At 72.0% G+C, this 25307-nt stretch carries 24 protein-coding genes and 2 tRNA genes; 5 read left to right on the forward strand and 21 right to left on the reverse strand.

Going from position 1 to position 25307, the window contains the following annotated elements:
* Positions 1-20 precede the first annotated feature (20 nt).
* The 15 genes from IF99_RS0116310 to pgsA form a co-directional block, all read right to left on the reverse strand.
* A complete protein-coding gene (locus IF99_RS0116310) occupies positions 21-2495 on the reverse strand; it encodes a RelA/SpoT family protein (RefSeq protein ID WP_030997227.1) in 2475 nt (824 codons plus the stop codon).
* Between the two features lie 308 nt (positions 2496-2803).
* On the reverse strand, positions 2804-3343 hold the full coding sequence (locus IF99_RS0116315; RefSeq protein WP_030997229.1) for an adenine phosphoribosyltransferase: 540 nt from the start codon (positions 3341-3343) through the stop codon (positions 2804-2806).
* On the reverse strand, positions 3340-4461 hold the full coding sequence (gene secF / locus IF99_RS0116320; RefSeq protein WP_030997230.1) for a protein translocase subunit SecF: 1122 nt from the start codon (positions 4459-4461) through the stop codon (positions 3340-3342). The genes IF99_RS0116315 and secF overlap by 4 nt, the downstream gene beginning before the upstream one ends.
* 1 nt (position 4462) lies before the next feature.
* The gene (gene secD / locus IF99_RS0116325; protein ID WP_030997231.1) at positions 4463-6256 is read right to left on the reverse strand and encodes a protein translocase subunit SecD; all 1794 of its coding nucleotides are present in this window, start codon (positions 6254-6256) and stop codon (positions 4463-4465) included.
* A gap of 219 nt (positions 6257-6475) precedes the next feature.
* Complete coding sequence (yajC, locus tag IF99_RS0116330; RefSeq protein ID WP_030997232.1) at positions 6476-6940, reverse strand: preprotein translocase subunit YajC; 465 nt, start codon at positions 6938-6940, stop codon at positions 6476-6478.
* A gap of 206 nt (positions 6941-7146) precedes the next feature.
* Complete coding sequence (ruvB, locus tag IF99_RS0116335; RefSeq protein WP_030997233.1) at positions 7147-8217, reverse strand: Holliday junction branch migration DNA helicase RuvB; 1071 nt, start codon at positions 8215-8217, stop codon at positions 7147-7149.
* A 235-nt stretch (positions 8218-8452) separates the two neighbouring features.
* Entirely contained in the window at positions 8453-9073 is a 621-nt protein-coding gene (gene ruvA, locus IF99_RS0116340; protein WP_030997234.1) for a Holliday junction branch migration protein RuvA, read from the reverse strand.
* A 52-nt stretch (positions 9074-9125) separates the two neighbouring features.
* A complete protein-coding gene (ruvC, locus tag IF99_RS0116345) occupies positions 9126-9680 on the reverse strand; it encodes a crossover junction endodeoxyribonuclease RuvC (RefSeq protein ID WP_030997235.1) in 555 nt (184 codons plus the stop codon).
* A gap of 149 nt (positions 9681-9829) precedes the next feature.
* The gene (locus IF99_RS0116350) at positions 9830-10582 is read right to left on the reverse strand and encodes a YebC/PmpR family DNA-binding transcriptional regulator (RefSeq protein ID WP_030997236.1); all 753 of its coding nucleotides are present in this window, start codon (positions 10580-10582) and stop codon (positions 9830-9832) included.
* A 48-nt stretch (positions 10583-10630) separates the two neighbouring features.
* A complete protein-coding gene (gene pdxT / locus IF99_RS0116355; RefSeq protein WP_051703524.1) occupies positions 10631-11272 on the reverse strand; it encodes a pyridoxal 5'-phosphate synthase glutaminase subunit PdxT in 642 nt (213 codons plus the stop codon).
* The gene (gene pdxS, locus IF99_RS0116360) at positions 11262-12167 is read right to left on the reverse strand and encodes a pyridoxal 5'-phosphate synthase lyase subunit PdxS (protein WP_030997238.1); all 906 of its coding nucleotides are present in this window, start codon (positions 12165-12167) and stop codon (positions 11262-11264) included. The genes pdxT and pdxS overlap by 11 nt, the downstream gene beginning before the upstream one ends.
* Before the next feature lie 226 nt (positions 12168-12393).
* A complete protein-coding gene (locus tag IF99_RS0116365) occupies positions 12394-12939 on the reverse strand; it encodes a hypothetical protein (RefSeq protein ID WP_030997239.1) in 546 nt (181 codons plus the stop codon).
* A gap of 102 nt (positions 12940-13041) precedes the next feature.
* Positions 13042-14202: a glycosyltransferase family 4 protein gene (locus tag IF99_RS0116370; protein WP_030997240.1), complete on the reverse strand. Its 1161-nt coding sequence runs from the start codon at positions 14200-14202 to the stop codon at positions 13042-13044.
* Positions 14199-15239, reverse strand: a complete 1041-nt coding sequence (locus tag IF99_RS0116375) for a phosphatidylinositol mannoside acyltransferase (RefSeq protein WP_030997241.1) — start codon at positions 15237-15239, stop codon at positions 14199-14201. The genes IF99_RS0116370 and IF99_RS0116375 overlap by 4 nt, the downstream gene beginning before the upstream one ends.
* Positions 15236-15907 (reverse strand): phosphatidylinositol phosphate synthase, encoded by a 672-nt coding sequence (pgsA, locus tag IF99_RS0116380; protein WP_030997242.1) that lies wholly within the window; start codon positions 15905-15907, stop codon positions 15236-15238. The genes IF99_RS0116375 and pgsA overlap by 4 nt, the downstream gene beginning before the upstream one ends.
* A 321-nt stretch (positions 15908-16228) precedes the next feature.
* On the opposite strand from pgsA, the gene IF99_RS0116385 reads away from it, so the two are divergent.
* Positions 16229-17878, forward strand: a complete 1650-nt coding sequence (locus tag IF99_RS0116385) for a hypothetical protein (protein ID WP_030997243.1) — start codon at positions 16229-16231, stop codon at positions 17876-17878.
* A 103-nt stretch (positions 17879-17981) separates the two neighbouring features.
* On the opposite strand, the gene IF99_RS0116390 is transcribed toward IF99_RS0116385, so the two are convergent.
* Positions 17982-18551, reverse strand: a complete 570-nt coding sequence (locus IF99_RS0116390) for an HIT family protein (protein ID WP_037827045.1) — start codon at positions 18549-18551, stop codon at positions 17982-17984.
* A 66-nt stretch (positions 18552-18617) separates the two neighbouring features.
* On the opposite strand from IF99_RS0116390, the gene IF99_RS0116395 reads away from it, so the two are divergent.
* Positions 18618-19298 carry a potassium channel family protein gene (locus IF99_RS0116395; RefSeq protein WP_030997245.1) on the forward strand — a complete coding sequence of 227 codons (681 nt, stop codon included), beginning with the start codon at positions 18618-18620 and terminating at the stop codon, positions 19296-19298.
* Between the two features lie 33 nt (positions 19299-19331).
* Here the strand turns inward: IF99_RS0116395 and thrS are convergent, their stop codons facing one another.
* Positions 19332-21308, reverse strand: coding sequence for a threonine--tRNA ligase (gene thrS, locus IF99_RS0116400; RefSeq protein ID WP_030997246.1), 1977 nt, complete (start codon positions 21306-21308; stop codon positions 19332-19334).
* A gap of 386 nt (positions 21309-21694) precedes the next feature.
* Here thrS and IF99_RS0116405 point away from each other — a divergent pair, with 386 nt between their 5' ends.
* Entirely contained in the window at positions 21695-22414 is a 720-nt protein-coding gene (locus tag IF99_RS0116405; protein ID WP_030997247.1) for a DNA polymerase III subunit epsilon, read from the forward strand.
* 52 nt (positions 22415-22466) lie between these two features.
* Here the strand turns inward: IF99_RS0116405 and IF99_RS0116410 are convergent.
* From IF99_RS0116410 to IF99_RS0116425, 4 genes are all read right to left on the reverse strand, one after another.
* Positions 22467-22538 (reverse strand) — tRNA-Val (locus tag IF99_RS0116410).
* Between the two features lie 38 nt (positions 22539-22576).
* Positions 22577-23077 carry an SRPBCC family protein gene (locus IF99_RS0116415; protein ID WP_030997248.1) on the reverse strand — a complete coding sequence of 167 codons (501 nt, stop codon included), beginning with the start codon at positions 23075-23077 and terminating at the stop codon, positions 22577-22579.
* A 186-nt stretch (positions 23078-23263) separates the two neighbouring features.
* Positions 23264-23335 (reverse strand) — tRNA-Val (locus IF99_RS0116420).
* A 72-nt stretch (positions 23336-23407) separates the two neighbouring features.
* Positions 23408-23857 carry a TIGR02611 family protein gene (locus tag IF99_RS0116425; RefSeq protein ID WP_030997249.1) on the reverse strand — a complete coding sequence of 150 codons (450 nt, stop codon included), beginning with the start codon at positions 23855-23857 and terminating at the stop codon, positions 23408-23410.
* Positions 23858-24084: 227 nt separating this feature from the next.
* Between IF99_RS0116425 and IF99_RS0116430 the strand changes: the two genes are divergently transcribed.
* Both IF99_RS0116430 and IF99_RS0116435 read left to right on the forward strand, forming a co-directional pair.
* Positions 24085-24498: an SsgA family sporulation/cell division regulator gene (locus tag IF99_RS0116430; RefSeq protein WP_003959770.1), complete on the forward strand. Its 414-nt coding sequence runs from the start codon at positions 24085-24087 to the stop codon at positions 24496-24498.
* A 243-nt stretch (positions 24499-24741) separates the two neighbouring features.
* The gene (locus IF99_RS0116435; protein WP_030997250.1) at positions 24742-25302 is read left to right on the forward strand and encodes a CGNR zinc finger domain-containing protein; all 561 of its coding nucleotides are present in this window, start codon (positions 24742-24744) and stop codon (positions 25300-25302) included.
* Positions 25303-25307 lie beyond the last annotated feature (5 nt).

A 25307-nucleotide genomic window follows, 5' to 3' on the forward strand; every position in this document is an offset into this window, starting at 1 on the left:
GGCCCCTCCCCGCATCCCCGTCAGGGCCTGCGGGCCGAGGTCACGCGGTACACGTCGTACACGCCCTCCACGCCCCGCACCGCCTTGAGCACGTGCCCGAGGTGCTTCGGGTCGCCCATCTCGAAGGTGAACCGCGAGGTCGCCACGCGGTCCCGCGAGGTCTGCACCGCCGCCGACAGGATGTTGACGTGCTGGTCGGAGAGGACGCGGGTGACGTCCGAGAGGAGCCGGGAGCGGTCCAGCGCCTCGACCTGGATGGCGACGAGGAAGACCGAGGACTGCGTGGGCGCCCACTCGACGTCGAGCATCCGCTCCGGCTGCTTGGAGAGCGAGTCCACGTTGACGCAGTCCTTGCGGTGCACCGAGACGCCGTTGCCGCGCGTCACGAAGCCCACGATCGGGTCGCCGGGGACCGGGGTGCAGCAGCGCGCGAGCTTCACCCACACGTCCTCGACGCCCTTGACGATGACGCCGGGGTCCGACTTGGCGCGCCGCTTGCGCCGGGAGCGCGAGGGCGGCTGGGACTCGGCGAGGTCGTCCTTGGTCTCCTCCTCGCCGCCGTAGGACTGCACGAGCTTCTGGAGCACGGTCTGCGCGGGCACGTGGCCTTCGCCGATCGCCGCGTAGAGCGAGGAGATGTCCGCGTACCGCATCTCGTGCGCGAGCGTGACGAGGCTGTCGCTCGTGAGGATGCGGTGGATCGGGAGGTTCTGCTTGCGCATCGCGCGGACGAGGGCGTCCTTGCCCTGCTCGATCGCCTCCTCGCGCCGCTCCTTGGAGAAGTGGCCGCGGATCTTGTTGCGCGCGCGGGGGGACTTGACGAAGCCGAGCCAGTCGCGCGAGGGCCCGGCGCCGGCGGCCTTGGAGGTGAAGACCTCGACGACGTCGCCGTTGTCGAGCGTCGACTCCAGCGGGACGAGGCGGCCGTTGACGCGCGCGCCGATCGTGCGGTTGCCGACCTCGGTGTGCACGGCGTACGCGAAGTCGACGGGCGTCGCCCCGGCGGGCAGCGCGATGACGTCGCCCTTGGGCGTGAAGACGAAGACCTCGTTGCGCGAGAGGTCGAAGCGCAGCGACTCCAGGAACTCGCCGGGGTCCTCGGTCTCCTTCTGCCAGTCGAGCAACTGGCGCAGCCAGGCCATGTCGTTGATCGCGCCGTCGTCCTTGCCGGACTTCTTCGGCGCGTCGGTGCGCACCTTGGAGGCGCCCGCGACGGCTTCCTGCTTGTACTTCCAGTGCGCGGCGATGCCGTACTCGGCGCGGCGGTGCATGTCGAAGGTGCGGATCTGGAGCTCGACGGGCTTGCCGCCGGGCCCGATGACCGTCGTGTGCAGCGACTGGTACATGTTGAACTTCGGCATCGCGATGTAGTCCTTGAACCGGCCGGGGACCGGGTTCCATCGCGCGTGCACGGTGCCGAGTGCCGCGTAGCAGTCGCGGACGGTGTCCACGAGGACGCGGATGCCGACGAGGTCGTAGATCTCCGCGAAGTCACGGCCCCGGACGATCATCTTCTGGTAGACGCTGTAGTAGTGCTTCGGGCGGCCCGTGACGGTCGCCTTGATGCGGGCGGCGCGCAGGTCGGACTGCACCTCGTCGGTGACGACCGCGAGGTACTCGTCGCGCTTGGGGGCGCGCTCGGCGACGAGACGGACGATCTCGTCGTACATCTTCGGGTAGAGGATCGCGAAGGCGAGGTCCTCCAGCTCCCACTTGATGGTGTTCATGCCCAGCCGGTGGGCGAGCGGGGCGTAGATCTCCAGGGTCTCGCGGGCCTTCTTCTCCTGCTTCTCGCGCTTGAGGTAGCGCATCGTGCGCATGTTGTGCAGGCGGTCGGCGAGCTTGATGACGAGGACGCGCGGGTCCTTGGCCATCGCGACGACCATCTTGCGGACCGTCTCGGCCTGCGCGGCCTCGCCGAACTTGACCTTGTCGAGCTTGGTGACGCCGTCGACGAGGAGGGCGACGGTGTCACCGAAGTCCTCACGGAGCGTGTCGAGCCCGTACTCGGTGTCCTCGACGGTGTCGTGGAGCAGCCCGGCCATGAGCGTAGCGGGGTCCATGCCGAGTTCGGCGAGGATCGTGGTGACGGCGAGCGGGTGCGTGATGTACGGGTCACCGCTCTTGCGCTTCTGACCGCGGTGCCAGCGCTCGGCGACCTGGTAGGCGTGCTCGATCTGGCGCAGGGTCGCCGTCTCGATCTTCGGGTCGTTGCCGCGCACGGTGCGCAGCAGGGGCTCCAGGACCGGGTTGTACGGGTTGGAGCGCTGCACGCCGAGGCGCGCGAGGCGGGCGCGGACCCGGTTGGAGGAGCCACCGCGGTGCGTCACGGGCGGCGTGGGGCGCGGCTGCCCGTTCACGGGCCGCCCGGCGGCGCCCTGCGCGGCACCGCCCGGCGCCGGCTTCTTGGCGGGCGGGGCGGGCTTGGGCGCGGGCTTCGGCGCCGCCGCGGAGTCCTGTGCGCCGGTGGTGAGTGACTGGGCCTCGTCTGGCACGAGCGCTCCTCCTGTAGGCCCCTGGCGACCTGCCCGTGGGCGCGAGCGCGTGTGCGTGCGTCCCGGACGTGGTCCGGAGGCTGCCATCGTAGCGAGAGCCGGGCGCGCCGCCGCGCGTGCGGGCGATTCGGCGGGCGGCACAGGGCCACTGCGCCGCTTGAGAGGGGAAACGTCCCTTTCGGGGGCTTTATTTCGCTTTCGCCACGGCTCCCATGGTTGATCGCCGAGGGGCCGTGGTCAAGCGGTGCGGCGGAGGGGCCGCCCCGCCGCGGCGGCGGACCGGCCCCTTTGTGTGTCGCGGGACCCGCTCAGACCTGGAGGAGCGCCTCCAGGGGCGCCCCTTCGAGCACGGGGGCGAGCCGCGCGCGCCCGTCGAGGAAGCCGAGCTCCATGAGCACGGCGACCCCGGCGACCTGTGCGCCGACCCGGCGGATGAGGCCGAGGGACGCCTCGGCGGTGCCGCCGGTGGCGAGGACGTCGTCGATGACCATGACGCGGTCCTCGGGGCCGAGGTCCTCGGCGTGCACCTCGATCTCGGCGGTGCCGTACTCCAGCTCGTAGCGCTGCGAGAGCGTGGCCCCCGGGAGCTTCCCGGCCTTGCGGACCGGCACGAAGCCGAGGCCCGCGCGGACGGCCGCGGGGGCGCCGAGGATGAAGCCGCGCGCCTCCAGGCCCACGACCTTCGTCGCGCCGTACTTCAGGCAGAGTCCGGCGAGCGCCTCGGTGAGGGCCGCGAAGGCGGTCGGATCGGCCAGGAGCGGGGTGATGTCCTTGAACACCACGCCCGGCTCCGGGTAGTCCGGGACGTCCCTGATACGGCTGCTCAGCAGCTCGCTGATGTCGGTCATCGGCGCTTTCCGGTCGTCCGTCCGCCCCGGCCGTCACGGCCCTGGGCGGGGGCGCCGCCCCGCGCGGGGGCGACGACCGGGGCGGCACCCGCGGTGGCCCCCTGCGGTCCGTCCCCCTCGCGCGGGCCGTCGCCGGCGGCTTCGCCCCGCTCCGCGGCGGCGCGCTTGGCGAGCACCCGCTTGGCGAGGGCCTTCATCTGCGGCTCGCGGCTCTTGAGGTCGGAGACCAGCGGGGTCGCGATGAAGATCGAGGAGTACGCGCCGGCCGCGAGGCCCACGAACAGCGACAGGGAGATGTCGTTGAGCATCCCGGCGCCGAGGAAGCCGCCCCCGATGAAGAGCAGCCCGGCGACGGGGAGGAGCGCGACGACCGTGGTGTTGATCGAGCGCACCAGCGTGCTGTTGATGCTCAGGTTGGCGACTTCCGCGTAGGTCTGCTTCGTCTGCTTCGTGATGCCCTTCGACTGTTCCTTGAGGCTGTCGAAGACCACCACGGTGTCGTAGAGCGAGTACCCGAGGATCGTGAGCAGACCGATCACGGTGCCCGGGGTGACCTCGAAGCCGACGAGTGCGTAGACCCCGACCGTGATGGTGATGTCGTGGATCAGGGCGACGAGGGCCGCGAGCGCCATGCGCCACTCGAAGGCGATCGCCAGGTAGACGACGACGAGCACCATGAAGATGCCGAGGCCCGTCCACGCCTTGTTGGCGATCTGCTCGCCCCAGGAGGGGCCGACGAGGTCGGCGTTGATGTCCTCGGCCTTGACGTCGAGGTCCTGGGCGAGCTTGTTCCTGATCTCGTCGGACTTGCCGGTGTCGATGCCGCTGATCTGGACGCGCATCCCGCCGTTGCCGAGTTCCTGGACGATCGCGTCGTGACCGGACGCGTCCTCCGCGGACCGCTCGGCGGCGGCGGCCGAGACGCTCGTCTTCGGCGTCGTGAAGACGGCGCCGCCCTCGAACTCGATCCCCATGTGCAGGCCGCGCACCGAGAGCCCGACGATCGCGGTGATCGTGATCAGGATGGAGATGCCGTACCAGATCTTGCGCTTGCCGATGAAGTCGTAGCCGATTTCACCGCGGACGAGCCGGGCGCCGAGAGTGCCGAGTCGCGACATGTCACGCCTCCTTGGGGTGATCGGCGTGGACGCGAGGGGTGCGGGAGCGGCGCAGCGGCGGCTTGGCACCGAGCCGCTTGGGGTCGAACCCGGACCAGGGATGGCCCTGGCTGAAGAACTTCCTGCGGGCCAGGAGCGTCAGCAGCGGCTTCGTGAAGAGGAAGACCGTGACGACGTCGAGGAGCGTGGTGAGCCCCAGCGTGAAGGCGAAGCCCTGCACCTTGCCGACCGTGACCACGAAGAGCACCGCGGCGGCGAGGAAGGAGACGAAGTCGGAGACGAGGATGGTGCGGCGGGCGCGCGGCCAGCCGCGCTCGACGGCGGGCCGCAGACTGCGGCCCTCGCGCACCTCGTCCCTGACGCGTTCGAAGAACACGATGAAGGAGTCCGCGGTGATACCGATCGCGACGATCGCCCCGCAGACGGCCGGGAGGTTGAGCGCGAAGCCGATGGCCGGGCCGAGCAGCGTCATGATCGTGTACGTGAGGATGCCGGAGACCACGAGGGACGCGATCGCGATGAGCGCGAGACCCCGGTAGTAGGCCACCAGGTAGATGATGACGAGCGCGAGGCCGACGGCGCCCGCGATGAGCCCGGCGTGCAGCTGCTCACCGCCGAGGGCGGCGGTCACCGTGGTGACGGTCTCCTCGTGGAAGGTGAGCGGCAGGGCGCCGTAGGAGAGGACGTTGGCGAGGTCCTTCGCCGATTCCTGGCTGAAGCTGCCGGAGATCTCGGCGCTGCCGCCAAGACGCTCGCTGACGCTGGGCGCGGAGACGACGTCGCCGTCGAGGACGATGGCGAACTGGTTCATCGGGGACTGCTGCTGCGCGAGCTTGCCCGTGATCGAGGAGAACTTCTTCTTGCCCTCCCCGTTGAACTTCATCTGCACGATCCACTGGTTGCGCTGCGTGTCGAGCACCGCGTCGGCCTTGGCGACGTTCTTGCCCTCGACCTCGGCCGGGCCGAGGAGGTACTTGGCCCACTGGCCGCCCTCGTTGCCGCAGGCGACCATCGAGGCGGTGGGCTTGACACCCGTGGTGGCCTTCACGCGCTGCGCCTTGTCGGAGCAGTCCAGGGAGCCGAAGAGCGCCGTCGTCTTGTCGTCGGGCGCGGTGGGGGCGCTGGGCGAGGGGCTCGCCTTGGCGTCGTCCTTCGTGTCGCTCTTGGTGTTCGCGGAGGGCGTGGAGTCCGCCTTGAGTGCCTGCGGGACGGCACGGCCCTGCGGGGAGGCGTCACCCGAACCGGCGGAGGCGCTGGAACCGGCGCCCGGCGAGGCGGTGGAGCCGCCCGCGTCCGCGCTCGACTTCGGCGAGGGGCTGCTCTTGCCGGAAGGGCTCGACGACGCGGAGGGGCTCGGGCTCCCCGAGGGATCGGTGGCGGGGGTGCCCGCGGCGACCTGGAGAACCGGGCGGAAGTAGAGCTGGGCGGTCGTGCCGACCTGCTCCCTCGCCTGCTTCTCGTTGGTCCCGCGCGGGATGTTGACCACGATGTGGTCGTTGCCCTGGGTCTGGACCTCGGCCTCGGAGACACCGAGCCCGTTGACACGGCGGTTGATGATGTCGACCGCCGTGTCCATGTTGGTCTTGTTGACCGCGTTCTTCTGCCCCGGCTCGTTCTGGGCCTTGAGCGTGATGCTCGTACCGCCCGCGAGGTCGATGCCGAGGCGGGGCGTCGTGTGCCCGGAGAGGAACATCCCGCCCGTGAGCGCCACGAGGGCGACCAGGATCAGAGCGAGTGCGCGGCCAGGCTTGGACTGGCTGCTGCTGCGCCCTCTGCTCTTGTTAGGTGCTGCCACCTTCTCGTTTCTCCCTGTCCAACCGCCCCGCACGGTGTGAAGAACCGGCGGGGGCGGCCCTGAAGTGATGTGGGGAATCCGCGTCCGTCCGCCCACGACCGGGCAAGGCTGTCATGGTCGTCGGCGCCCGGGTGCCACCGTCCGCGCGGGGCCCGTGTGCCACGGCATGCCCCCGGGGCCACGCCGGACCGCTCGCCCGGCGCGGGCCTCGGTCCGTGCCTACTTGCCCTCGGCCTCGCTGTCGGCCTTCTTGGCGGCGGTGTCCTCGGCCTTGTCGGCGTGCGCCTCGGCGGGTGCGGAGTCCTTGGACAGGTCGATGCGCGCGTCCTCGTCCTCGCGCTCGGCCGCCTCGCCCTCGGTGAGCGAGGACGCGTCGTCGGGAACGACGCTGTCGAAGTCCTCACCGTCGTTGACGATGCGCTCCCACTCCTCGTCGCCGACGACCGAGCCGATGGCGTTCTTGGCGTAGCGGGCGTGGACGCCGGGCGCGACCTCCAGGAGCACGGTGTCCTCACCGATCTCCTTGACCAGCGCGTACATGCCGCCGATCGTGCGCACGCCGGAGCCGGGCTGCATCTCGTTCCGCATGTTCACAGCGGCCTGCTGCTTCTTCTTCGCGGAGCGGGTCATCAGGAACATGGCCCCGATGATGAGGACGAAGGGGAGGAGGGAGAGGGGAGACACGGTGAGGATTCCTTAGCACGACCGCGCGATGCTGCGGCCTGTCGGGATCGGGGGGCACGCCGGCCACGAGGGACGGCATCGGCGGAGTCTAGGCGAGTCTCCGTCGTGGGAACAACGTTCAGCATCGCACCGTGGTTCCGGGTGTGGCCACACTCGTGCGGCGTGGACCGCTGTCTGGTGCGCCACGGCGTCGCGACTCGCGCGGCTCACGCCGGGAAGAGACCGGCTTGTCCCGGAGCGCCCTGGGGCGGGGCGAGCCCGAGGTGGGCCCACGCCGCGGGAGTGGCGACCCGGCCGCGCGGAGTGCGGGCGAGCAGCCCCTCGCGCACCAGGAAGGGCTCGGCCACCTCCTCCACCGTCTCACGTTCCTCGCCGACGGCGACAGAGAGAGTGGAAAGCCCCACAGGCCCGCCGGAGAAGAGCTTGAGCAGCGCTTCGAGCACGGCGCGGTCGAGACGGTCGAGCCCGCGCGCGTCGACCTCGTACACACCGAGGGCCGCCGAAGCGATGTCCTCGGTGATGTGCCCGTCCGCCTTGACCTGCGCGTAGTCGCGCACGCGGCGCAGGAGCCGGTTGGCGATACGGGGCGTGCCGCGCGAGCGCCCGGCGATCTCGGCGGCGCCCGCCGCGTCGATCGCGACGTCGAGGAGTCGCGCCGAGCGATGGATCACGCGTTCCAGCTCGGCCGGCGTGTAGAACTCCATGTGGGCGGTGAAGCCGAAGCGGTCGCGCAGCGGCGGGGGCAGGAGCCCGGCCCTGGTGGTGGCGCCGACCAGGGTGAAGGGCGGGAGTTCCAGCGGAATGGCGGTGGCCCCGGGGCCCTTGCCGACGATGACGTCGACGCGGAAGTCCTCCATCGCCATGTACAGCATCTCCTCGGCGGGCCGGGACATGCGGTGGATCTCGTCGAGGAAGAGGACCTCGCCCTCCTGGAGCGAGGAGAGGATCGCCGCGAGATCGCCCGCGTGCTGGATCGCGGGTCCCGACGTGATGCGGATCGGGGCGGCCATCTCGGCGGCGATGATCATGGAGAGGGTCGTCTTGCCGAGCCCGGGGGCCCCGCTGAGCAGGACGTGGTCGGCGGTGGCGCCGCGTGCGCGGGCGGCCTTGAGGACGAGGTCGAGTTGCTCGCGCACCTTCTCCTGGCCGATGAACTCGTCCAGGTCCCTGGGCCGCAGGGCCGCCTCGACGGCGGTGTCCTCGGTGTCGGCCCCGGCGTCGACGAGCCGGGGGTCGGCGCCGACGGCGCTGTCCGGTGTCTCGTCGTCCCAGTTCACGGTGGCCTCTGTTTCTCTCGTCGGTACGCGCGTGCTGCGCTTCGGTCGGCGCGTGCCCGGCCTCGGTCGGGGACGTGTCCCGCCTCGGTCGGGACGTTTCCCACCTCGGTCGGGGTGGGAGGCGCCTCGGTCATTGTGCGACCCGCTTCGGTCGGCGTCCGACGCGTCTCGGTCCGTGTGCGAGCCGCGTCGGCCGGGGTGCGGAGCAGCACGCTCCGCGTGCTTCAGCGGGGCGTCATGTGGTGCGGTTGAGCGTCTGCAGGGCCGCGCGCAGGAGCGGGCCGATCTCGGGGACGCCCTCCTGGGCCTCGGCCTGGGGGGTGACCGCTTCGACGGCCTCCTCGGCCTCGCGCGGCTGGTAGCCGAGCCCGACGAGCGCGGTGTGCAGTTGTTCGGTCCAGGGGGGCGGCCCGGCCGCGGCGCGGCGCTGGGCTCCGAGCGTGCCCGTGCCGAGCGGCTGCCCGAGGCGGTCCTTCAGTTCGAGGATGAGTTTCTGGGCGCCCTTCTTGCCGATGCCGGGCACGGCGGTGAGGGCCTTCTCGTCAGCGGTGGAGACGGCCAGGCGCAGCGCGTCGGGCGAGAGCGTGGCGAGCATCGCCTGGGCGAGCCTGGGGCCCACGCCGCTGGCGGTCTGGAGGAGCTCGAAGGTCTGCCGCTCGTCGTCGTCGGCGAAGCCGTAGAGCGTGAGGGAGTCCTCGCGCACGACGAGCGAGGTGGCGATCCGGGCCTGCTCGCCGATCCGCAGCGTCGAGAGCGTGTGCGGGGTGCACTGCACGGCCATCCCGATCCCGCCGACCTCGACGACGGCGCTCGTGGGGCCGAGGGCCGCGACGGGCCCGCTGACGAAGGCGATCACCGGGCGGCCTCGCAAGGCGCCGCGGGCCGCGCACCGCCGGGACGTGGGGAGTTCATCGCACGACCTTTCGTACGGGGGGCACGGCGCGGGCGGCGGAGCGGGCCCGTTCGTGCGCCTCCTGGAGCCTGTTCTTGGTGGGAGCACGCCAGATGTGGCAGATGGCGAGCGCGAGGGCGTCGGCCGCGTCGGCGGGCTTGGGAGGCTCGGCGAGCCGCAGGATGCGGGTCACCATCGCGCCGACCTGCGCCTTGTCGGCGCGCCCGCTGCCCGTGACGGCCGCCTTGACCTCGCTCGGCGTGTGCAGCGCGACGGGCAGGCCGCGCCGCGCGGCGCACAGCATCGCGACGGCACTGGCCTGCGCGGTGCCCATCACGGTGCGCACGTTGTGCTGGCTGAAGACCCGCTCGACGGCCACGTACTCGGGCCGGTGCGTGTCGAGCCACTCCTCGATCCCGGCTTCGACGGCGAGCAGCCGGCGCGGCAACTCCGCGTCGGCCGGGGTGCGTACGACACCGACGGCGACCAACGTCAGCGGTCTTCCCGGCACTCCGTCCACGACGCCGACCCCGCAGCGGGTCAGCCCCGGGTCCACCCCGAGCACGCGCACCGCACCACCCCCTCGCTCGCCGGTCCGAACGGCCATCTCCCGTGCGGGGCACGTTACTGGCCGCCACCGACACTAGCCGCCCGCAACGAATCGGCGCGGGCCCGGGGCGTGTCGCCCCCGGCCCGCGCCGTGCGCGCCTCGTACGCCGCTCAGGCGTCGACCTTCTCCATGACCTCGTCGGAGACGTCGAAGTTGGCGAAGACGTTCTGCACGTCGTCGCTGTCCTCCAGCGCGTCGATGAGCTTGAAGATCTTGCGGGCGCCCTCCTCGTCGAGCTCGACCTGCATGGTCGGGACGAAGTTGGCGTCGGCCGAGTCGTAGTCGATGCCGGCCTCCTGGAGCGCGGTGCGCACCGCGACCAGGTCGGTGGCCTCGCTCAGCACCTCGAAGCTGTCGCCGAGGTCGTTGACCTCCTCGGCGCCCGCGTCGAGCACCGCGCCGAGCACGTCGTCCTCGCTCAGCTCACCCTTCGGGACGACGACGACGCCCTTGCGGTGGAAGAGGTAGGAGACGGAGCCCGGGTCGGCCATCGAGCCGCCGTTGCGGGTCATCGCGACGCGCACGTCGGAGGCGGCGCGGTTGCGGTTGTCGGTGAGGCACTCGATGAGCACCGCGACACCGTTGGGGCCGTACCCCTCGTACATGATCGTCTCGTAGTCGGCGCCACCGGCTTCGAGCCCGGCGCCGCGCTTCACGGCGGAGTCGATGTTCTTGTTGGGGACCGACTGCTTCTTCGCCTTCTGCACGGCGTCGAAGAGCGTCGGGTTGCCCTCCAGGTCCGCGCCGCCCATGCGCGCCGCGACCTCGATGTTCTTGATGAGCTTTGCGAAGAGCTTGCCGCGCTTGGCGTCGATCACGGCCTTCTTGTGCTTCGTCGTCGCCCATTTAGAGTGGCCGGACATCTGCCTGTCTCCTTCGCGTTACCCATCTACCTACGAACCCCAGAGATCCTACCGGGGCCCGCCACCGCTCCTCGCCCGTGCCATCGCGGTGAAGAGCGCGTGCACCCGGTGGTCGCCGGTCAGCTCGGGGTGGAAGGCGGTGGCGAGGGCGGTGCCCTGGCGCACGGCGACGGGCCGTCCCTCGTACGTGGCGAGCACCTCGACGCCCGCGCCCACCGACTCGGCCCACGGCGCGCGGATGAAGACCCCGTCGACGGGCGGCCCCGCGACGCCGGAGACGGGCACGGGGGCCTCGAAGGACTCGTTCTGCCTGCCGAAGGCGTTGCGGCGCACGATCATGTCGATGCCGCCGATCGTCTCCTGGCCCGCGCGCGGGTCGAGGATCTTCTCGGCGAGCAGGATCATGCCCGCGCAGGTCCCGTAGACGGGGAGCCCGTCGGCGACGGCCGCGCGCAGCGGCTCCAGGAGGCCGAAGAGGCGCGCGAGCTTGGAGATGGTCGTGGACTCGCCACCAGGGAGGACGAGTCCGTCCACGGCGGCCAGTTCCTCCGGGGTGCGTACGGGGACGGGGCGCGCCCCCGCCGCGGTGAGCGCGGCCGTGTGCTCGCGCACGTCGCCCTGGAGCGCGAGCACACCGATCAGCGGCGCACCGGGCGCCGGGGCGGTACCGGTCAGCGGCTCACCAGCCACGGTTGGCGTACCGCTCGGTCTCGGGGAGCGTGTCGCAGTTGATGCCGACCATGGCCTCCCCGAGGTCGCGCGAGGCGTCCGCGATGACCTTGGGGTCGTCGTAGAACGTCGTGGCGCGGACGATCGCCGCGGCGCGCTTGGCGGGGTCCCCGGACTTGAAGATGCCGGAGCCGACGAAGACGCCCTCGGCGCCGAGCTGGCGCATGAGCGCGGCATCTGCGGGGGTCGCGACACCGCCCGCGGAGAAGAGCACGACGGGCAGCTTGCCGAGTTCCGCGACCTCCTTGACGAGTTCGTACGGGGCGCGCAGCTCCTTCGCCGCCGCGTACAGCTCGTTGTGGTCGCAGCCGCGCAGCTTGGCGATCTCGCCCTTGATCTGCCGCAGGTGGCGCACGGCCTCGACGACGTTGCCGGTGCCCGCCTCGCCCTTGGAGCGGATCATCGCGGCGCCCTCGGCGATGCGGCGCAGGGCCTCGCCGAGGTTGGTGGCGCCGCACACGAAGGGGGTCGTGAAGGCGAACTTGTCGCTGTGGTTGACCTCGTCGGCCGGGGTGAGCACCTCGGACTCGTCGATGTAGTCGACGCCGAGCGCCTGGAGGACCTGCGCCTCGACGAAGTGGCCGATGCGGGACTTGGCCATGACGGGGATCGAGACCGCCCCGATGATGCCCTCGATCATGTCCGGGTCGGACATCCGGGCGACGCCGCCGTCCTTGCGGATGTCGGCGGGGACCCGCTCCAGCGCCATGACGGCGACGGCTCCGGCGTCCTCGGCGATCTTCGCCTGCTCCGGCGTGACGACGTCCATGATGACGCCGCCCTTGAGCTGCTCCGCCATCCCGCGCTTGACGCGCGCGGTACCGGTCGCAGGGCTGGTCTCGGTGGTTTCAGGCACGACGAACCTCACAGGAGAACCGCTGGTGGAAGACACCTGAAGCAAACTCCCGGCCGGCGTCCGCCGACAAGAGCCAATCCCGAGGTCGTGGCCCGCACACCCCGCTCGCGCCCCTCACGCCTGGACACGCCTCTCGGGGGGCGCACCGGCTCGGTTCCCCCCGCCGAGGTCCCGCTCGGACACCCGCCCGCTCGGGCCCCGCCTCCACGCTCCGGGCCCCGGCCCGTCACACCGACGCGCGCTCCGCGAGCGGGCCCGGCGGCTCGTCGTCCATCTCGAAGGCCATCGGGAACGGCGCGTGCCCCGCGAGCCGGAACCACCGCACGGTCCGGTGCCGCCGCAGGGCCCGCGCGGCCCGTACGGCGTCGTTGTGGAAGCGGCGCGCCATCGGCACCCTCCGTACCGCCTCCGCGAGTTCGTCGAGCGCGGCCTCGCCCCCGGGCGCCTCGCGCACCGCGGCGACATCCTCGGCGTCCCCGAGCACGGCCCGCAACGCCTGGCTCAACTCGCTCTCGGCGACCTCTCGGTGCTCCTCCTCCGCCTGGCGCGCCGCGAAGGCCGCCTCGTAGAGCACGAGAGACGCCGCGGGGTCGAGCAGCCCGGAGGTGGCGAGTTCCTGGGCGACGGAGACGCGCCGCAGCAACTGCGCGTCGAGCCCGGCCCGTGTCGCGTCGATGCGCGCGTGCAGCCGGTCGAGCCGTCCCGCGGTCCAGCTCAGGTAGACGGCGATGAGCAGCAGCGCGATACCGGCCCACACGAAACTTGTGATCACCGCTCCAGCCTAAGGGGCGCTCACAAGGCCCTGCCCCGGCCGCGGGAAGGCGCCGGTCCTCCGACGAGCCGGCCGAAGGCCGCTGTCCGCCGCCCCGTCCCCCTACTCCCGTGCCAGCCCGAACCGCCGCCGCAGACCGCGCTGTTCCTCCGGCGCGACCGAGGCCGCGCCGTCCGTGACCGTCTCGTAGACCGCGAGGATGTCCGCGCCCACCGTGGACCAGTCGAAGCGCCGGACGTGCGCGGTCGCCGCCTCGCGCAGCTCCGCGCGCCGCTCCGGGTCGCCGAGCAGGCGGATCGCCGCGTCGGCGAGCGCTCCGGCGTCCTCGTTGGCGAACAGCTCGCCCGCCGCACCCTGGTCGAGGACCTGGGCGAAGGCGTCGATGTCGCTCGCGAGCACGGGCGCGCCCGCCGACATCGCCTCGACGAGGATGATCCCGAAGCTCTCGCCGCCGGTGTTGGGCGCCACGTACAGGTCGACGCTGCTCAGGAAGCGCGCCTTGTCCTCGTCGCTCACCATGCCGAGGAACTCGACGCGGTCGCGGTACGCGCGCGGCAGCGGCGCGAGAGCCTCCTCGGCGTCCCCGCGCCCCGCGACGAGCAGCCGCGTGTCCGGGCGCGCTTCGAGGACGCGGGGCAGGGCGCGCATGAGGACGGGCAGCCCCTTGCGGGGTTCGTCGATACGCCCTATGAACCCGATCGTGCCGCCCTGCCACTCGGGCTTCGGCTCGGCGTCGGCGAAGAAGGAGACGTCGACGCCGTTCGGGATCACGACCGCGTCACCGCCGAGGTGTTCCACGAGGGTGCGCCGCGCGTACTCGCTCACGGCGATGCGCGCGCTGATCTTCTCCAGCGCGGCCTGGAGGATGCCGTACGCGGCCGTCATCGCGCGCGAGCGCGGGTTCGACGTGTGGAAGGTCGCGACCATGGGGCCGCGCGCGGCCCAGCAGGCGAGCAGCCCGAGCGAGGGCGAGGACGGCTCGTGGATGTGGATGACGTCGAAGCGGCCGTTCTGGATCCAGCGGCGGACCCGGGCGGCCGAGATGATGCCGAAGTTGAGCCGCGCGACCGAGCCGTTGTAGGGGACGGGCACGGCGCGGCCCGCCGAGACGACGTAGGCCGGGAGCGGGGTCTCGTCGTCGGCGGGCGCGAGGACGGAGACCTCGTGGCCGAGTCGGATGAGGTGCTCGGCGAGGTCCCTGATGTGGAACTGGACGCCGCCCGGCACGTCCCAGGAGTACGGGCAGACGATGCCGATCCTCACGGGCCCACCTCGGCGGGCGGGCCCTCGCCCGCGGCAGGGGGCGCTCCGGGCGTGCGGGGCTCCCCTGGCGTATCCGCGGCGGCCTCCGTCCCCCGGCGCGCCGGGTCCTTCGCCGGGTCGAGGTCGGCGAGCCAGAACTTCTGGAGCATGTGCCAGTCCTGCGGGTGCGCGGCGACGCCGGTCGCGAAGACGTCGGCGAGCGCCTGCGTCATGACCGCCGTCTTCTCGGCCCGCGAGCCGGCCGCGGGCGGCGTGATCTCGGGGTGCACGCGTCCGCGCATGACCGGCGAGTCGTCGTACCAGAGGGTGACGGGCAGGAGCGCGGCCCCGGTGTGCTGCGCGAGCATCGCGGGCCCCGCGGGCATCCGGGTCGGCTCGCCGAGGAAGTCGACCGGGACGCCGGAGGCCGACAGATCGCGGTCGGCGACGAGGCACACCATGCCGCCCGCGCGCAGGCGCCGCGCGAGGGTCCCGAAGGCCGCTCCGCCGGTGTGCGGCAGGACCTCCATGCCGAGGCTCTCGCGGTAGGCGACGAAGCGGTCGTAGAGCGACTCGGGCTTGAGCCGCTCGGCGACCGTGGTGAAGGGCAGGCCCAGCTCGGTGGTGACCCAGGCCCCCGCGAGGTCCCAGTTGGCCAGGTGCGGGAGGGCCATTATCACGCCGCGCCCCTCCGAGAGGGGTACGTCGAGGTGGTCGAGTCCGTCGGGCGCGAAGCCGAGCCTGACCCGTCGCTCGCTCCAGGCGGGCAGCCGGAAGGACTCCATCCAGTACCGCAGGTAGGAGCGCATCCCGGCGCGCGAGAGCGCGGAGATCCGCTCCGGGCTCGCGTCGGGCACGACCCTGCGCAGGTTCGCCTCCAGCTGGCGCACGCCTTTGCCGTGCTTCTTCCAGGTCTGGTCGGCGATCGAGCGGCCGAGCGCGCGGGCGGCGGGCTCGGGGAGGGTGCGTACCGTCGCCCAGCCCAGGCCGTAGAGCCGGTCGGCGACGTCGTCCTTGTCCGGCAGGCGGCGGGCGAGTCCGCTCGGCAGTCGGCTCACGAGGTGGCCTCACTCTCCTGGAGGTGCTGCGCGGCGGCGTCGGCCTCGGCCGACTCGCGGCGCACGGTGACGACCCGCTGGACGATGGTGACGAGGGAACCGGCGGCGACGACCCACAGCGCGATGGGCAGCAGGATGTCGATGTGCGGGACGCCGAAGGTGACCCGGAAGCCCGCGAGACCGGCGAGGACGAGGGTGATGACGAGGCGCTCGGCGCGTTCGACGAGCCCGTTGACGGCGACGGGCAGGCCGATCGCCTCGCCGCGCGCCTTCGTGTACGAGACGACCTGGCCGCTCGCGAGGCAGAAGATGGCGACGGCGGCGAGCATGTCGTTGTCGCCCTTGCCCGCGTACCAGAGCGCGAAGCCGCCGAAGATGGCGGCGTCGGCGACGCGGTCGAGCGTCGAGTCGAGGAACGCGCCCCAGCGGCTGGAGATCTTCGCCTGGCGGGCCATGTTGCCGTCCACGAGGTCCGAGAAGACGAACAGCGTGATGACGATGGTGCCCCAGAAGAACTCGCCGCGCGGGAAGAACACGAGGGCCCCCGCGACGACGCCCGCCGTGCCGATGAGGGTCACGGTGTCCGGGCTCACCCCCCGCCGGAGCAGGAACGCGGCGAACGGCGTGAGGACACGCGTGAAGAACGCACGCGCGTACTTGTTCAGCATGGCCTTTCCAGAGGGTTGGGGTGCCCTGCGGCCACCACGGCCACCGGCTGCCCCATCGTAGTCACGCCCGCCCCGTCCCGTGGGCGCGGACCCGGCCGCCGTCCCCTGCTCTCCCTCCACCGTACGAAGAACCGACGGTCCTACCGGCGCGACCTGACAAGCCCCCGTGCGCCCCCCGGCGCCGCCTCCCGCTTCGCGGAATCGGTGACGTCCCCCGTACGGCCGGATACGCTGATGAACTGATCAACAGGTGTGCGAGCGGCGGGAGTCGGGAAGGCCCGACGTGACGGCTCGGCACAGCGCCGGGGTGATGGGGGCAGGATGAGCAGTTTCGACTTCAGTCCGGGGGCGCAGGTGCCGCTCGCGGGCGGCGCGGGCCAGACCGCCCCGACGGGCGCGCTCGCCTCCGCCGCGTACCGCGACGGCCCGGTGGACGCGATACTCGCCGCCAACACCGAGTGGCACAAATGCGGCGTCTCGCCGCCGAGGATCAAGCTGCTGCGGCCCGATCTCGGCGAGGCGTTCGCGCACGCGGTGCAGGCGCGGCTGCTCGGCGGCGGGCGCAAGCCGCTCATCCAGTCCTTCGGGATGGAACCGCAGGTCGTCGTCGAGCACTGCCTCGCGGCGAACAGCATCCGGCGGGCCAGGGACACCAGACTGACCCTGATCACGGTCCTGTTCGGGGTGCTGTTCCTGCCGGGTCTTTTCCTCTACCTGGGCGTCTTCGCGCTGCGCCGCAGCGTCGCCGACTCCACGAACAGGCGCGCCGGGCTCCTCGTGACCCCGCTGCTCATCGCGCTCGGCGTGCTCGGGGTGCTCTTCCTCCTCAAGATGCCCTTCGGCGGTTTCTGGGCCTGGTACCTGCGGGCCTGCGTCGTCGCGCCGCCGGTCGGCTGGTGGTTCGCCAAGCGGGTCTGCGAGGAGACCGCGCGGGATCTGCGGGACCGCTGGGAGGGGCTGCTCTCGGGCGGCGGCATCGGCGCGAAGATCCCGGAGGCGGTGCCGCGCGACCCGAACCAGAAGGCCGCCGAGGTGCTGCGCCAGTCGCTCGCGCGCCTCTCCGCCGAGCAGCGGTCCAACTCGGTCTTCTACGCCGGTCCCAAGGGCATCCTCGGCCTCGGCACCCGCTGGGGCAGCTGGCAGCTCGCCGAGGAGCTGGTCCCGCGCGAGCCCGGCGGCGAGATCCATCCCTTCCGCAGCTACGACGTGGTCCGCGCGATCCACGACCAGCTCAAGCTCCTCGCGCGCGGCCCGCTGCACACCGGCGGTTTCCCCGAGCCGGACGTGCGGCACTGGATCGTCACCCCGATCGGGGAGAACGCGGACTCCGTCTCGCGCCCCGAGGGCACCCACGTCGACGATTTCCAGATCCGCGACCACGAGGTCCAGCGCATCTGCAACGAGCAGCAGTTCGACGCCGGTGACCGGCACTATCTCGGTACGCAGTTCACGCTCTGGGACGGCCAGCTCGTCATCACGATGATGACCACGGTCACGGTGCTCCACGAGACGCTCCGCATCGAGGTCACCGGGCACGCGCTCGGCCCCGTGCACTCGCTCTTCATGGGCAAGCCCTCGCCGAAGAAGATCACCAAGCCGAAGGCGGTGCGCTTCTGGGAGACGAAGGACCACATGCTCCCGCTCGTCGACGCGAGCGAGGTCGTCCGGCTCGCGGCCCGCGCCCCGCTCACGTGGTACCCGCCGGTGCTGGAGCACCTCGGCGGCAAGCTCTCGCTGCCCGAGCCCTTCGGTCTGCGGCACGCCTGGGCGGCGCAGCCCTGGCGGCACCGCTTCATGGCGGACGACGCGCTGCGCACGGCGACCCCGGTGCTGCGCGTCGTGCACCAGGCGGCGCTGCGGGTGCTCGACGAGCACGGCGTGGACACGACGAAGTTCGGCGCCCGCTCCGGCGTCCTGAGCGGCGGCGTCCAGGAAGCGGCACCGCGCAAGGCGGACGTGTACGACGCCTGAGGCACCCCAGGGGTCGATGCGGGGCCCCGGGCGGTACGGGCACGGGCGGCGAGAGGCTCCCCTCCCCGTACCGCCCGGCCCCGCGCCGCCCCCGCCGCGCCGACTACGGCCGGGGCCTGCCGGGCCACGCCTGGGCGAGCATCCGCCGGGTCTCGCCCAGGAGTTGCGGCAGCACCTTGGTCTGCCCCACGACGGGCATGAAGTTCGTGTCCCCGCCCCAGCGCGGCACGATGTGCTGGTGCAGGTGCGCCGCGATCCCCGCGCCCGCCACGGTGCCCTGGTTCATGCCGATGTTGAAGCCGTGCGCCCCCGAGGCGGCCCGCAGGGTCTCCATCGCCTGCTTCGTGTGCAGGGCGAGTTCGTCCGTCTCCTGCGGCGTCAGCGCGGTGTAGTCGGCGACGTGCCGGTAGGGGACGGCCATGACGTGCCCGCCGTTGTACGGGTAGAGGTTGAGCACCGTGTAGACGTGGGTGCCGCGCGCGACGACGAGCCCGTCCTCGTCGGACTTGCCGGGGATCTCGCAGAAGGGGCAGCCGTCGCCCGCCGCCGGGCCGTTCGGCTTCCCCTCGCCCTGGATGTACGCCATCCGGTGCGGGGTCCACAGCCGCTGGAACGCGTCGGGCGTCCCCACTCCGATCTGCTGCTCCGGCTCACTCGTCATACCAGGCAGCATATGGCGTCACCCGCGCGGGGCGTGTCGGCCGTCCCCCCGGCCGAGGACCCGCGCCAAGCTGGGCCCGTGCCCCTCTCCCCCGCCTCCGGACACGCCCCGCACCACGAGGGCCCGCTCAACTTCGCGGCGCTGCTCCTGCTCGCGGCCTACACCGTCCGCGTGCTGGCCACCGACCTGCCCGGCTGGGCCAAGATCCTCCTCCATGCCGCGATGGGTTTCGCCTGGGCGGTGTCCCTCCTGGACCTCTCGGTGCGCTGGCGCGAGTCGAGGCTCGGGGCCGCGTATCCGCGCCGGCATCCCCTCTCGGTGGTCGTGGCGCTGCTCCCGCTGCTGCGCCCGCTCCAGTTCGTCCCCATCTACGAGGGAATTCGGCGCAGGCGGCGGCGCCCGGCGCTGTCGGTGCCGGCCCGCGTCATCACGTACACCGGGCTCGCCGTGGTCCTCACCGGCTTCACCGCGGCGCTCACGGTGTACTGGCTGGAGCGGAGCGCACCCGGCTCCTCGATCCGTTCCTTCGGGACGGCCGTGTGGTGGGCCTGCGCGACGCTCGCGACCGTCGGCTACGGGGACGCGGTGCCGGTCACGGCGTGGGGCCGGGTCGTCGCGGTCGCGCTCATGGCGTGCGGCGTCGCGCTGCTCGGAGCGGTCACGGGCGCCTTCTCGACGTACCTGCTGCGGGTCTTCGACGACGAGAAGGGCCCGCGCGAGGAGGAGCCGGGGAACGGGCGAGGGCCCGCGCGGGAGTGACACCCCGCGCGGGCCCTCGCCCTGCCCGCTCGCTCAGACCTGGACGCGCCGCTCGACGACGTCGAGGAGCTTGGCGATCGCCTCGTCCTTCGGGATGCCGTTCTCCTGGGAGCCGTCGCGGTGGCGGAAGGAGACGGTGCCCGCGTTCATGTCGTCGTCGCCGACGATGACCATGAACGGCGTCTTCTGCTTCTGGTGGTTGCGGATCTTCTTCTGCATCCGGTCCGAGGAGGCGTCCACGTCGACGCGCAGGCCCTTGCGGCGTGCCTCGGCGGCGAACTCCTTGAGGTACGGGACGTGCGTGTCGCCGACCGGGATGCCGACCGCCTGCACGGGGGCCAGCCACGGCGGCATGGCGCCCGCGTAGTGCTCCAGGAGCACGGCGAAGAAGCGCTCGATGGAGCCGAAGAGCGCGCGGTGGATCATGACGGGCCGCTGCCGCGAGCCGTCGGCCGCCGTGTAGGAGAGGTCGAAGCGCTCGGGCAGGTTGAAGTCGAGCTGGACGGTCGACATCTGCCAGGTGCGGCCGATCGCGTCGCGCGCCTGCACGGAGATCTTCGGCCCGTAGAACGCGGCCCCGCCCGGGTCGGGCACGAGCGGCAGGCCCTGCTTCTCGGCGACCTGCTGGAGGGTGGCGGTCGCCTCCTCCCACACCTCGTCGGAGCCGACAAACTTCTCCTCGTCCTTGGTGGACAGCTCCAGGTAGAAGTCGTCGAGACCGTAGTCGCGGAGCAGGTTGAGGACGAAGGTGAGGGTCTTGTCGAGCTCCTCGGCCATCTGCTCCTTGGTGCAGTAGATGTGCGCGTCGTCCTGCGTGAAGCCGCGCGAGCGGGTCAGGCCGTGCACGACGCCGGACTTCTCGTACCGGTACACCGTCCCGAACTCGAAGAGGCGCAGCGGCAGCTCACGATAGGAGCGCCCGCGCGCGTCGAAGATCAGGTTGTGCATCGGGCAGTTCATCGGCTTGAGGTAGTAGTCCACGCCCTCGTCGAGCTGCATGGGCGGGTACATGCCGTCCGCGTACCAGTCGAGGTGGCCGCTCTTCTCGAAGAGGGCGCCCTTGGTGGTGTGCGGGCTGTAGACGAACTCGTAGCCCTCCTCCTCGTGCCGGCGGCGCGAGTAGTCCTCCATCGCCCGGCGGATGATGCCGCCCTTGGGGTGGAAGACGGCGAGCCCGGGGCCGACCTCCTCGGGGAAGGAGAAGAGGTCCAGCTCGTTGCCGAGCTTGCGGTGGTCGCGCTTCTCGGCCTCGGCGAGGAAGTCGAGGTGCGCCTTCAGCTCGTCCTTGGAGGGCCAGGCGGTGCCGTAGATGCGCTGGAGCATCGGGTTCTTCTCGCTGCCGCGCCAGTACGCGGCGGCGTTGCGCATGAGCTTGAAGGCGGGGATGAGGCGGGTCGAGGGCAGGTGCGGGCCCCGGCAGAGGTCCTTCCAGCACAGCTCGCCGGTCTTCGCGTCGAGGTTGTCGTAGATCGTCAGCTCGTTGCCGCCGACCTCGACGGCGGAGCCGTCCTCGCTCGTCGAACCGCCCTTGAGGCCGATCAGCTCCAGCTTGTACGGCTCGTCGGCGAGCTCCGCGCGAGCGTCCTCCTCGCTCACCACACGGCGCGAGAAGCGCTGGCCGCGCTTCTGGATCTCCTGCATCTTCTTCTCGACGGCCTTGAGATCCTCGGGCGTGAACGGCTTCTCGACGTCGAAGTCGTAGTAGAAGCCGTCCTTGACCGGCGGGCCGATGCCGAGCTTGGCCTCGGGGAAGATCTCCTGCACGGCCTGCGCCATGACGTGGGCGGTCGAGTGCCGCAGGATGTCGAGACCGTCCTCGGAGGAGATCTCGACGGGCTCGACGGTCTCGCCCTCGCCCAGCACGTACGCGAGGTCCCTCAGCTCGCCGTCCACGCGGGCGGCGACAATGGTGCGCTCACCGGGGAAGAGGTCGGCGGCCGTAGTCCCCGTCGTCACCACACGCTCGTCCCGCTCGGAATCGCGCTGGATGATCACACGGACGTCTGACACCGGTCTCTCCTGACTGGAAGGGGACAACGTGCCGAGACACGCGGCACGTGTGGCTCCCATGCTACCGGGCCCCCTGTTCCCGCCCCTCCGCCGCTGCTCTTCCCCGGCCCGTCCGGTGCCGCGTTCACCGGCCCCTCGGACGCCGCGTTCTCCACCCCCTCGGGCGCTCCGTTCCCCGGTCCCCCGGAAGCTCCGTCGCCCGAGTCCTCGGGCCCGTCCGGCGAGGGAGGACCGGGTGGGGGCGGGCCCCGCGAAGGGGCGCACGCGCGGCAGGGCCCCCGCTCCCGCACAACGGAACGTCCCCGACTGACCGCCCGGCGGCAAGGGTATTCATCCGTCGGCGACAGGGGCGCCAACCACCTACCCGCCAGGAGAGGTTGACACGCATGAGCTGGTACGAGGGACCACTCGCCGCCTACACCGCGACCCCCACGGGCCCCCGCACGACGACGGACCGCATCCTCTCGGCGGCGGTCGTGGTGCAGGACCACGCGGACGCCCCGCCCCGGTTCGACCGCTGGCTCGTCTGCCCCGGCGTTCCGGTGCCGCGCCCCGCGCGCGAGGCACTCGGGCTGAGCGAGGACCACATCCGCCGCAACGGCCGCTGGCCGGCCCCGGTGATGGACGAGGTGGCCCGCTCCCTGCACGAGCACGCGCTCACGGGCCGCCCCCTCGTCGTCCTCGACGCGCCCGCCGCACTCGCCCTGCTCGACCACGAACTGCGCCGCCACCGGGCGACCTCACTGACGGAGCGGCTCGGCCCGAAGCCGCTGCGGGTCCTGGACCCGGGGCTCCTGGACACGCGACTGGACCGGTTCCGCAAGGGGGGTCGCGGGCTGGAGCGGCTGTGCTCGGTCTACCGGGTGCCCGGCGGCGATCCGTGCGACCCGGCGGCGCGGGCGCTGGCGGCGATGAACGTCGTCCGAGCCATCGGGCGCCGGTTCGCGGCCCGTCTCGGGCGCCTCAACGCGGCCGAACTCCACGCCCTCCAGGCAACCTGGAGCACGCGCGGCCCTGCCGGGCCCTGGTTCGGGCTCCAGGCCACGCGCACCACGGGGACGGAGGAGGGCTGGCCCCTCGGCCCCGCCCTGACGGGTGCCGCGTAGGCCCCGGAAAGAAAGCAGCCGGTCCGTCAACTCGACGGACCGGCCTACCCGGTGGGCGATACTGGGTTCGAACCAGTGACCTCTTCGGTGTGAACGAAGCGCTCTTCCACTGAGCTAATCGCCCGGGACGCAAGGAACCATACAGGGCCCGGCGCCCTTCGTTCAAACCGCTTCCCCGCTCCCCCGGGCACCCTCGTCCGCCCTGGTGAGCAGGGCGCGGAGCGCGCGCTGCCCCGCGCGCATCATGAGCAGGTGGTTGAGCCGCAGCAGGGGGCGACCCGGCAGCGACAGGAGCCGCAGCAGGGGGGTCACGACCTCGACCCGCTGCTCGAACTCGGCGAGCGTCCCCGCACCCCAAGGGCTCAGCCGCCAGCCCACCTCCCCGCGGATGTCCCCGTCGACGGCGGCCCGCAGCACCCCCACTCCGTCGGGCCCGGGCGCCTCGGAGGGGCCGGGCAGCTCACGGATCGTGACACGCAGGTCGTACGGGAGCACGGAGCGGATACGGGCCGAGCCGCTGCGGCCGTCATCGGCGGTGCGCGCGGAGCGGACCTGCGGCCACCAGCGCGGGTACTCCTCGGGCCGCGCGAGTACCGCGTACACGCGGCGCGGCTCGGCGGGGAGCAACCAACGGCTGCGGAAGCGGTAGTGGTACGGGCGCATGGCGCCAGTCTCCCGCGCGCGAGCGCCGCGGGACGCCTCGGCGGGCCCGGAGGTGTGTTCCGGTTTGGGCCCCGACTCGGCGCGGGCACCGGCGACCGCGGCCCGGACATGACCGTGACCGGACATGACCGCGGCCGAACATGACTGCGGCCCGGAGGCTTCGAAGCCTCCGGGCCGGTCCCGGGGTGGGCGATACTGGGTTCGAACCAGTGACCTCTTCGGTGTGAACGAAGCGCTCTTCCACTGAGCTAATCGCCCGGACGCAGGGAGAACATTACCCCATGTCAGAGGGTGCTCCGGCCGTGCCCGTCACGCGGGGCCGCCGGGCGCTCACTCCTTGATGTTCCAGGGCATTTCCAGGCCGAAGCGGACCACGTACACCAGGACGAGCGCCGCGATGATCACCAGGCCGACGCTGGTGAGGATGATGTTGCGACGCCGGACCCTAGGGTCGAGGGCCTTGTGCGCGGCCTCGGTGACCTTCCGCTTCGTCCAGCGGAGCACGAGCTGGGCCCAGACGAACTCGGTGGCCCAGATCGCCATGCCCCCGAAGATCACCACCCAGCCGGGTCCGGGCAGCACGAGCATGAGGACACCGGCGACGACGACCGCGAGCCCGACGACGAAGACGCCGACCTGCCAGCTGAGGTGCAGCGTGCGGCGCTCCCGGACGAAGCGCGGGGCCCGTGAGCCGAGGCCGCTCCCGGGCTTCTCCCCCGCCGGGCCCTCCGGCTCAGGCGTCCGCTCCCGCACATCGGGCTCGTTCCTCGTCTCGCTCATGGCTCCCGTTTCCCCGTCCTCGGGCCGGCCCCGCGGTGGGTTCGGACTCTACCCGAGTGGCGCGACAGCCGGGAGGGAGGTATGGGAGCAAAGAGGACTCACCCGTATGAGTGACGCAAAGCACAAGAAACCGCCCAGAGGGGTTTACAACGGCACCGTAGGAGGCATGTCGATTTCGCCGACGTGCGAATCCCCGAGCGCACACTGAGCGAAAGGCCCTGGCGCTTATGAACACCACGGTGAGCTGCGAGCTGCACCTGCGCCTCGTTGTGTCGAGCGAGTCGTCCCTGCCCGTCCCGGCGGGGCTGCGGTATGACACGGCCGATCCCTACGCCGTGCACGCCACCTTCCACACCGGAGCCGAGGAGACCGTCGAGTGGGTCTTCGCCCGCGATCTCCTCGCCGAGGGCCTCCACCGGCCCACGGGTACCGGCGATGTCCGCGTCTGGCCGTCCCGCAGCCACGGTCAGGGCGTCGTCTGTATCGCCCTCAGCTCGCCGGAGGGCGAGGCGCTGCTGGAGGCCCCCGCGCGGGCCCTGGAATCCTTCCTCAAGCGGACCGACGCCGCCGTGCCCCCCGGCACGGAACACCGCCACTTCGACCTGGACACGGAGCTCTCGCACATCCTGGCCGAGAGCTGAGAGAACCGGGAGCGGCTTCAGCCGGAAGCCGGACATCAGGAGGCACACTCGACGACCCGCACCGCCCGACTCGGGGCGGCGGTACGGGTCCCGCCCCGCCCACGACCCACCGTGGGAGGAGTACGGCACGGCCGCCGTTCCGGTACACCCGGGACGGCGGCCGTGTCGTGGTCCGGGCCCGGCCGGGACTAGCATCGGCCGTCACCGGCGGGCAGGGGGCCCGCCTCGGGCAGGGGGTCCACGGTGCTGATCACCCACGACACGCGGTGCGCGCTGGAGGCGGTGGTCGACCTCGTCAACAGCGCCCCGGCCGAGGGCCGGGCCGAGTCGCTCGCCTCGGTGGCCGAGCTGGAGGAATTCGTACGGGAGCACGACCTGAGCGACACCGGGGTACTGGACACCTCGGACGTGGAGGCCCTGCACCACGTACGGGCCCGCTTCGGGGAGGTCTTCGCCGCCCCGGACAACGCGAGCGCGGTACGGATCATCAACGACTTGGTGGCGACCGCGGGGACCACGCCCCGGCTCACCGACCACGACGGCTACGACTGGCACGTGCACTACTTCGCGCCGGGGGCCTCGCTCGCCGACCACCTCGCCGCCGACTGCGGCATGGCCCTCGCCTTCTTCCTCGTCGCGGACGAGCGCGAGCGGCTGCGCCGCTGCGAGGCCCCGGACTGCGGTCGCGCCTTCGTGGACCTCTCCCGCAACCGGTCCCGGCGCTACTGCGACAGCCGCACCTGCGGAAACCGCCTCCACGTCGCCGCCTACCGCGCCCGCCGCAAGGAAGCCTCGGCGGACTAGGGCCG

This window comes from Streptomyces sp. NRRL F-5630, from assembly GCF_000719475.1.
Lineage (GTDB): Bacteria > Actinomycetota > Actinomycetes > Streptomycetales > Streptomycetaceae > Streptomyces.

What these genes read in the sequence shown, in the direction of transcription:
- IF99_RS0116315 (WP_030997229.1), bottom strand. Translation starts at nt 3,343, where the DNA reads ATGACCGACATCAGCGAGCTGCTGAGCAGCCGTATCAGGGACGTCCCG.
- secF (WP_030997230.1), bottom strand. Translation starts at nt 4,461, where the DNA reads ATGTCGCGACTCGGCACTCTCGGCGCCCGGCTCGTCCGCGGTGAAATC.
- IF99_RS0116350 (WP_030997236.1), bottom strand. Translation starts at nt 10,582, where the DNA reads ATGTCCGGCCACTCTAAATGGGCGACGACGAAGCACAAGAAGGCCGTG.
- pgsA (WP_030997242.1), bottom strand. Translation starts at nt 15,907, where the DNA reads ATGCTGAACAAGTACGCGCGTGCGTTCTTCACGCGTGTCCTCACGCCG.
- IF99_RS0116385 (WP_030997243.1), top strand. Translation starts at nt 16,229, where the DNA reads ATGAGCAGTTTCGACTTCAGTCCGGGGGCGCAGGTGCCGCTCGCGGGC.
- IF99_RS0116390 (WP_037827045.1), bottom strand. Translation starts at nt 18,551, where the DNA reads ATGCTGCCTGGTATGACGAGTGAGCCGGAGCAGCAGATCGGAGTGGGG.
- IF99_RS0116405 (WP_030997247.1), top strand. Translation starts at nt 21,695, where the DNA reads ATGAGCTGGTACGAGGGACCACTCGCCGCCTACACCGCGACCCCCACG.
- IF99_RS0116415 (WP_030997248.1), bottom strand. Translation starts at nt 23,077, where the DNA reads ATGCGCCCGTACCACTACCGCTTCCGCAGCCGTTGGTTGCTCCCCGCC.
- IF99_RS0116425 (WP_030997249.1), bottom strand. Translation starts at nt 23,857, where the DNA reads ATGAGCGAGACGAGGAACGAGCCCGATGTGCGGGAGCGGACGCCTGAG.
- IF99_RS0116430 (WP_003959770.1), top strand. Translation starts at nt 24,085, where the DNA reads ATGAACACCACGGTGAGCTGCGAGCTGCACCTGCGCCTCGTTGTGTCG.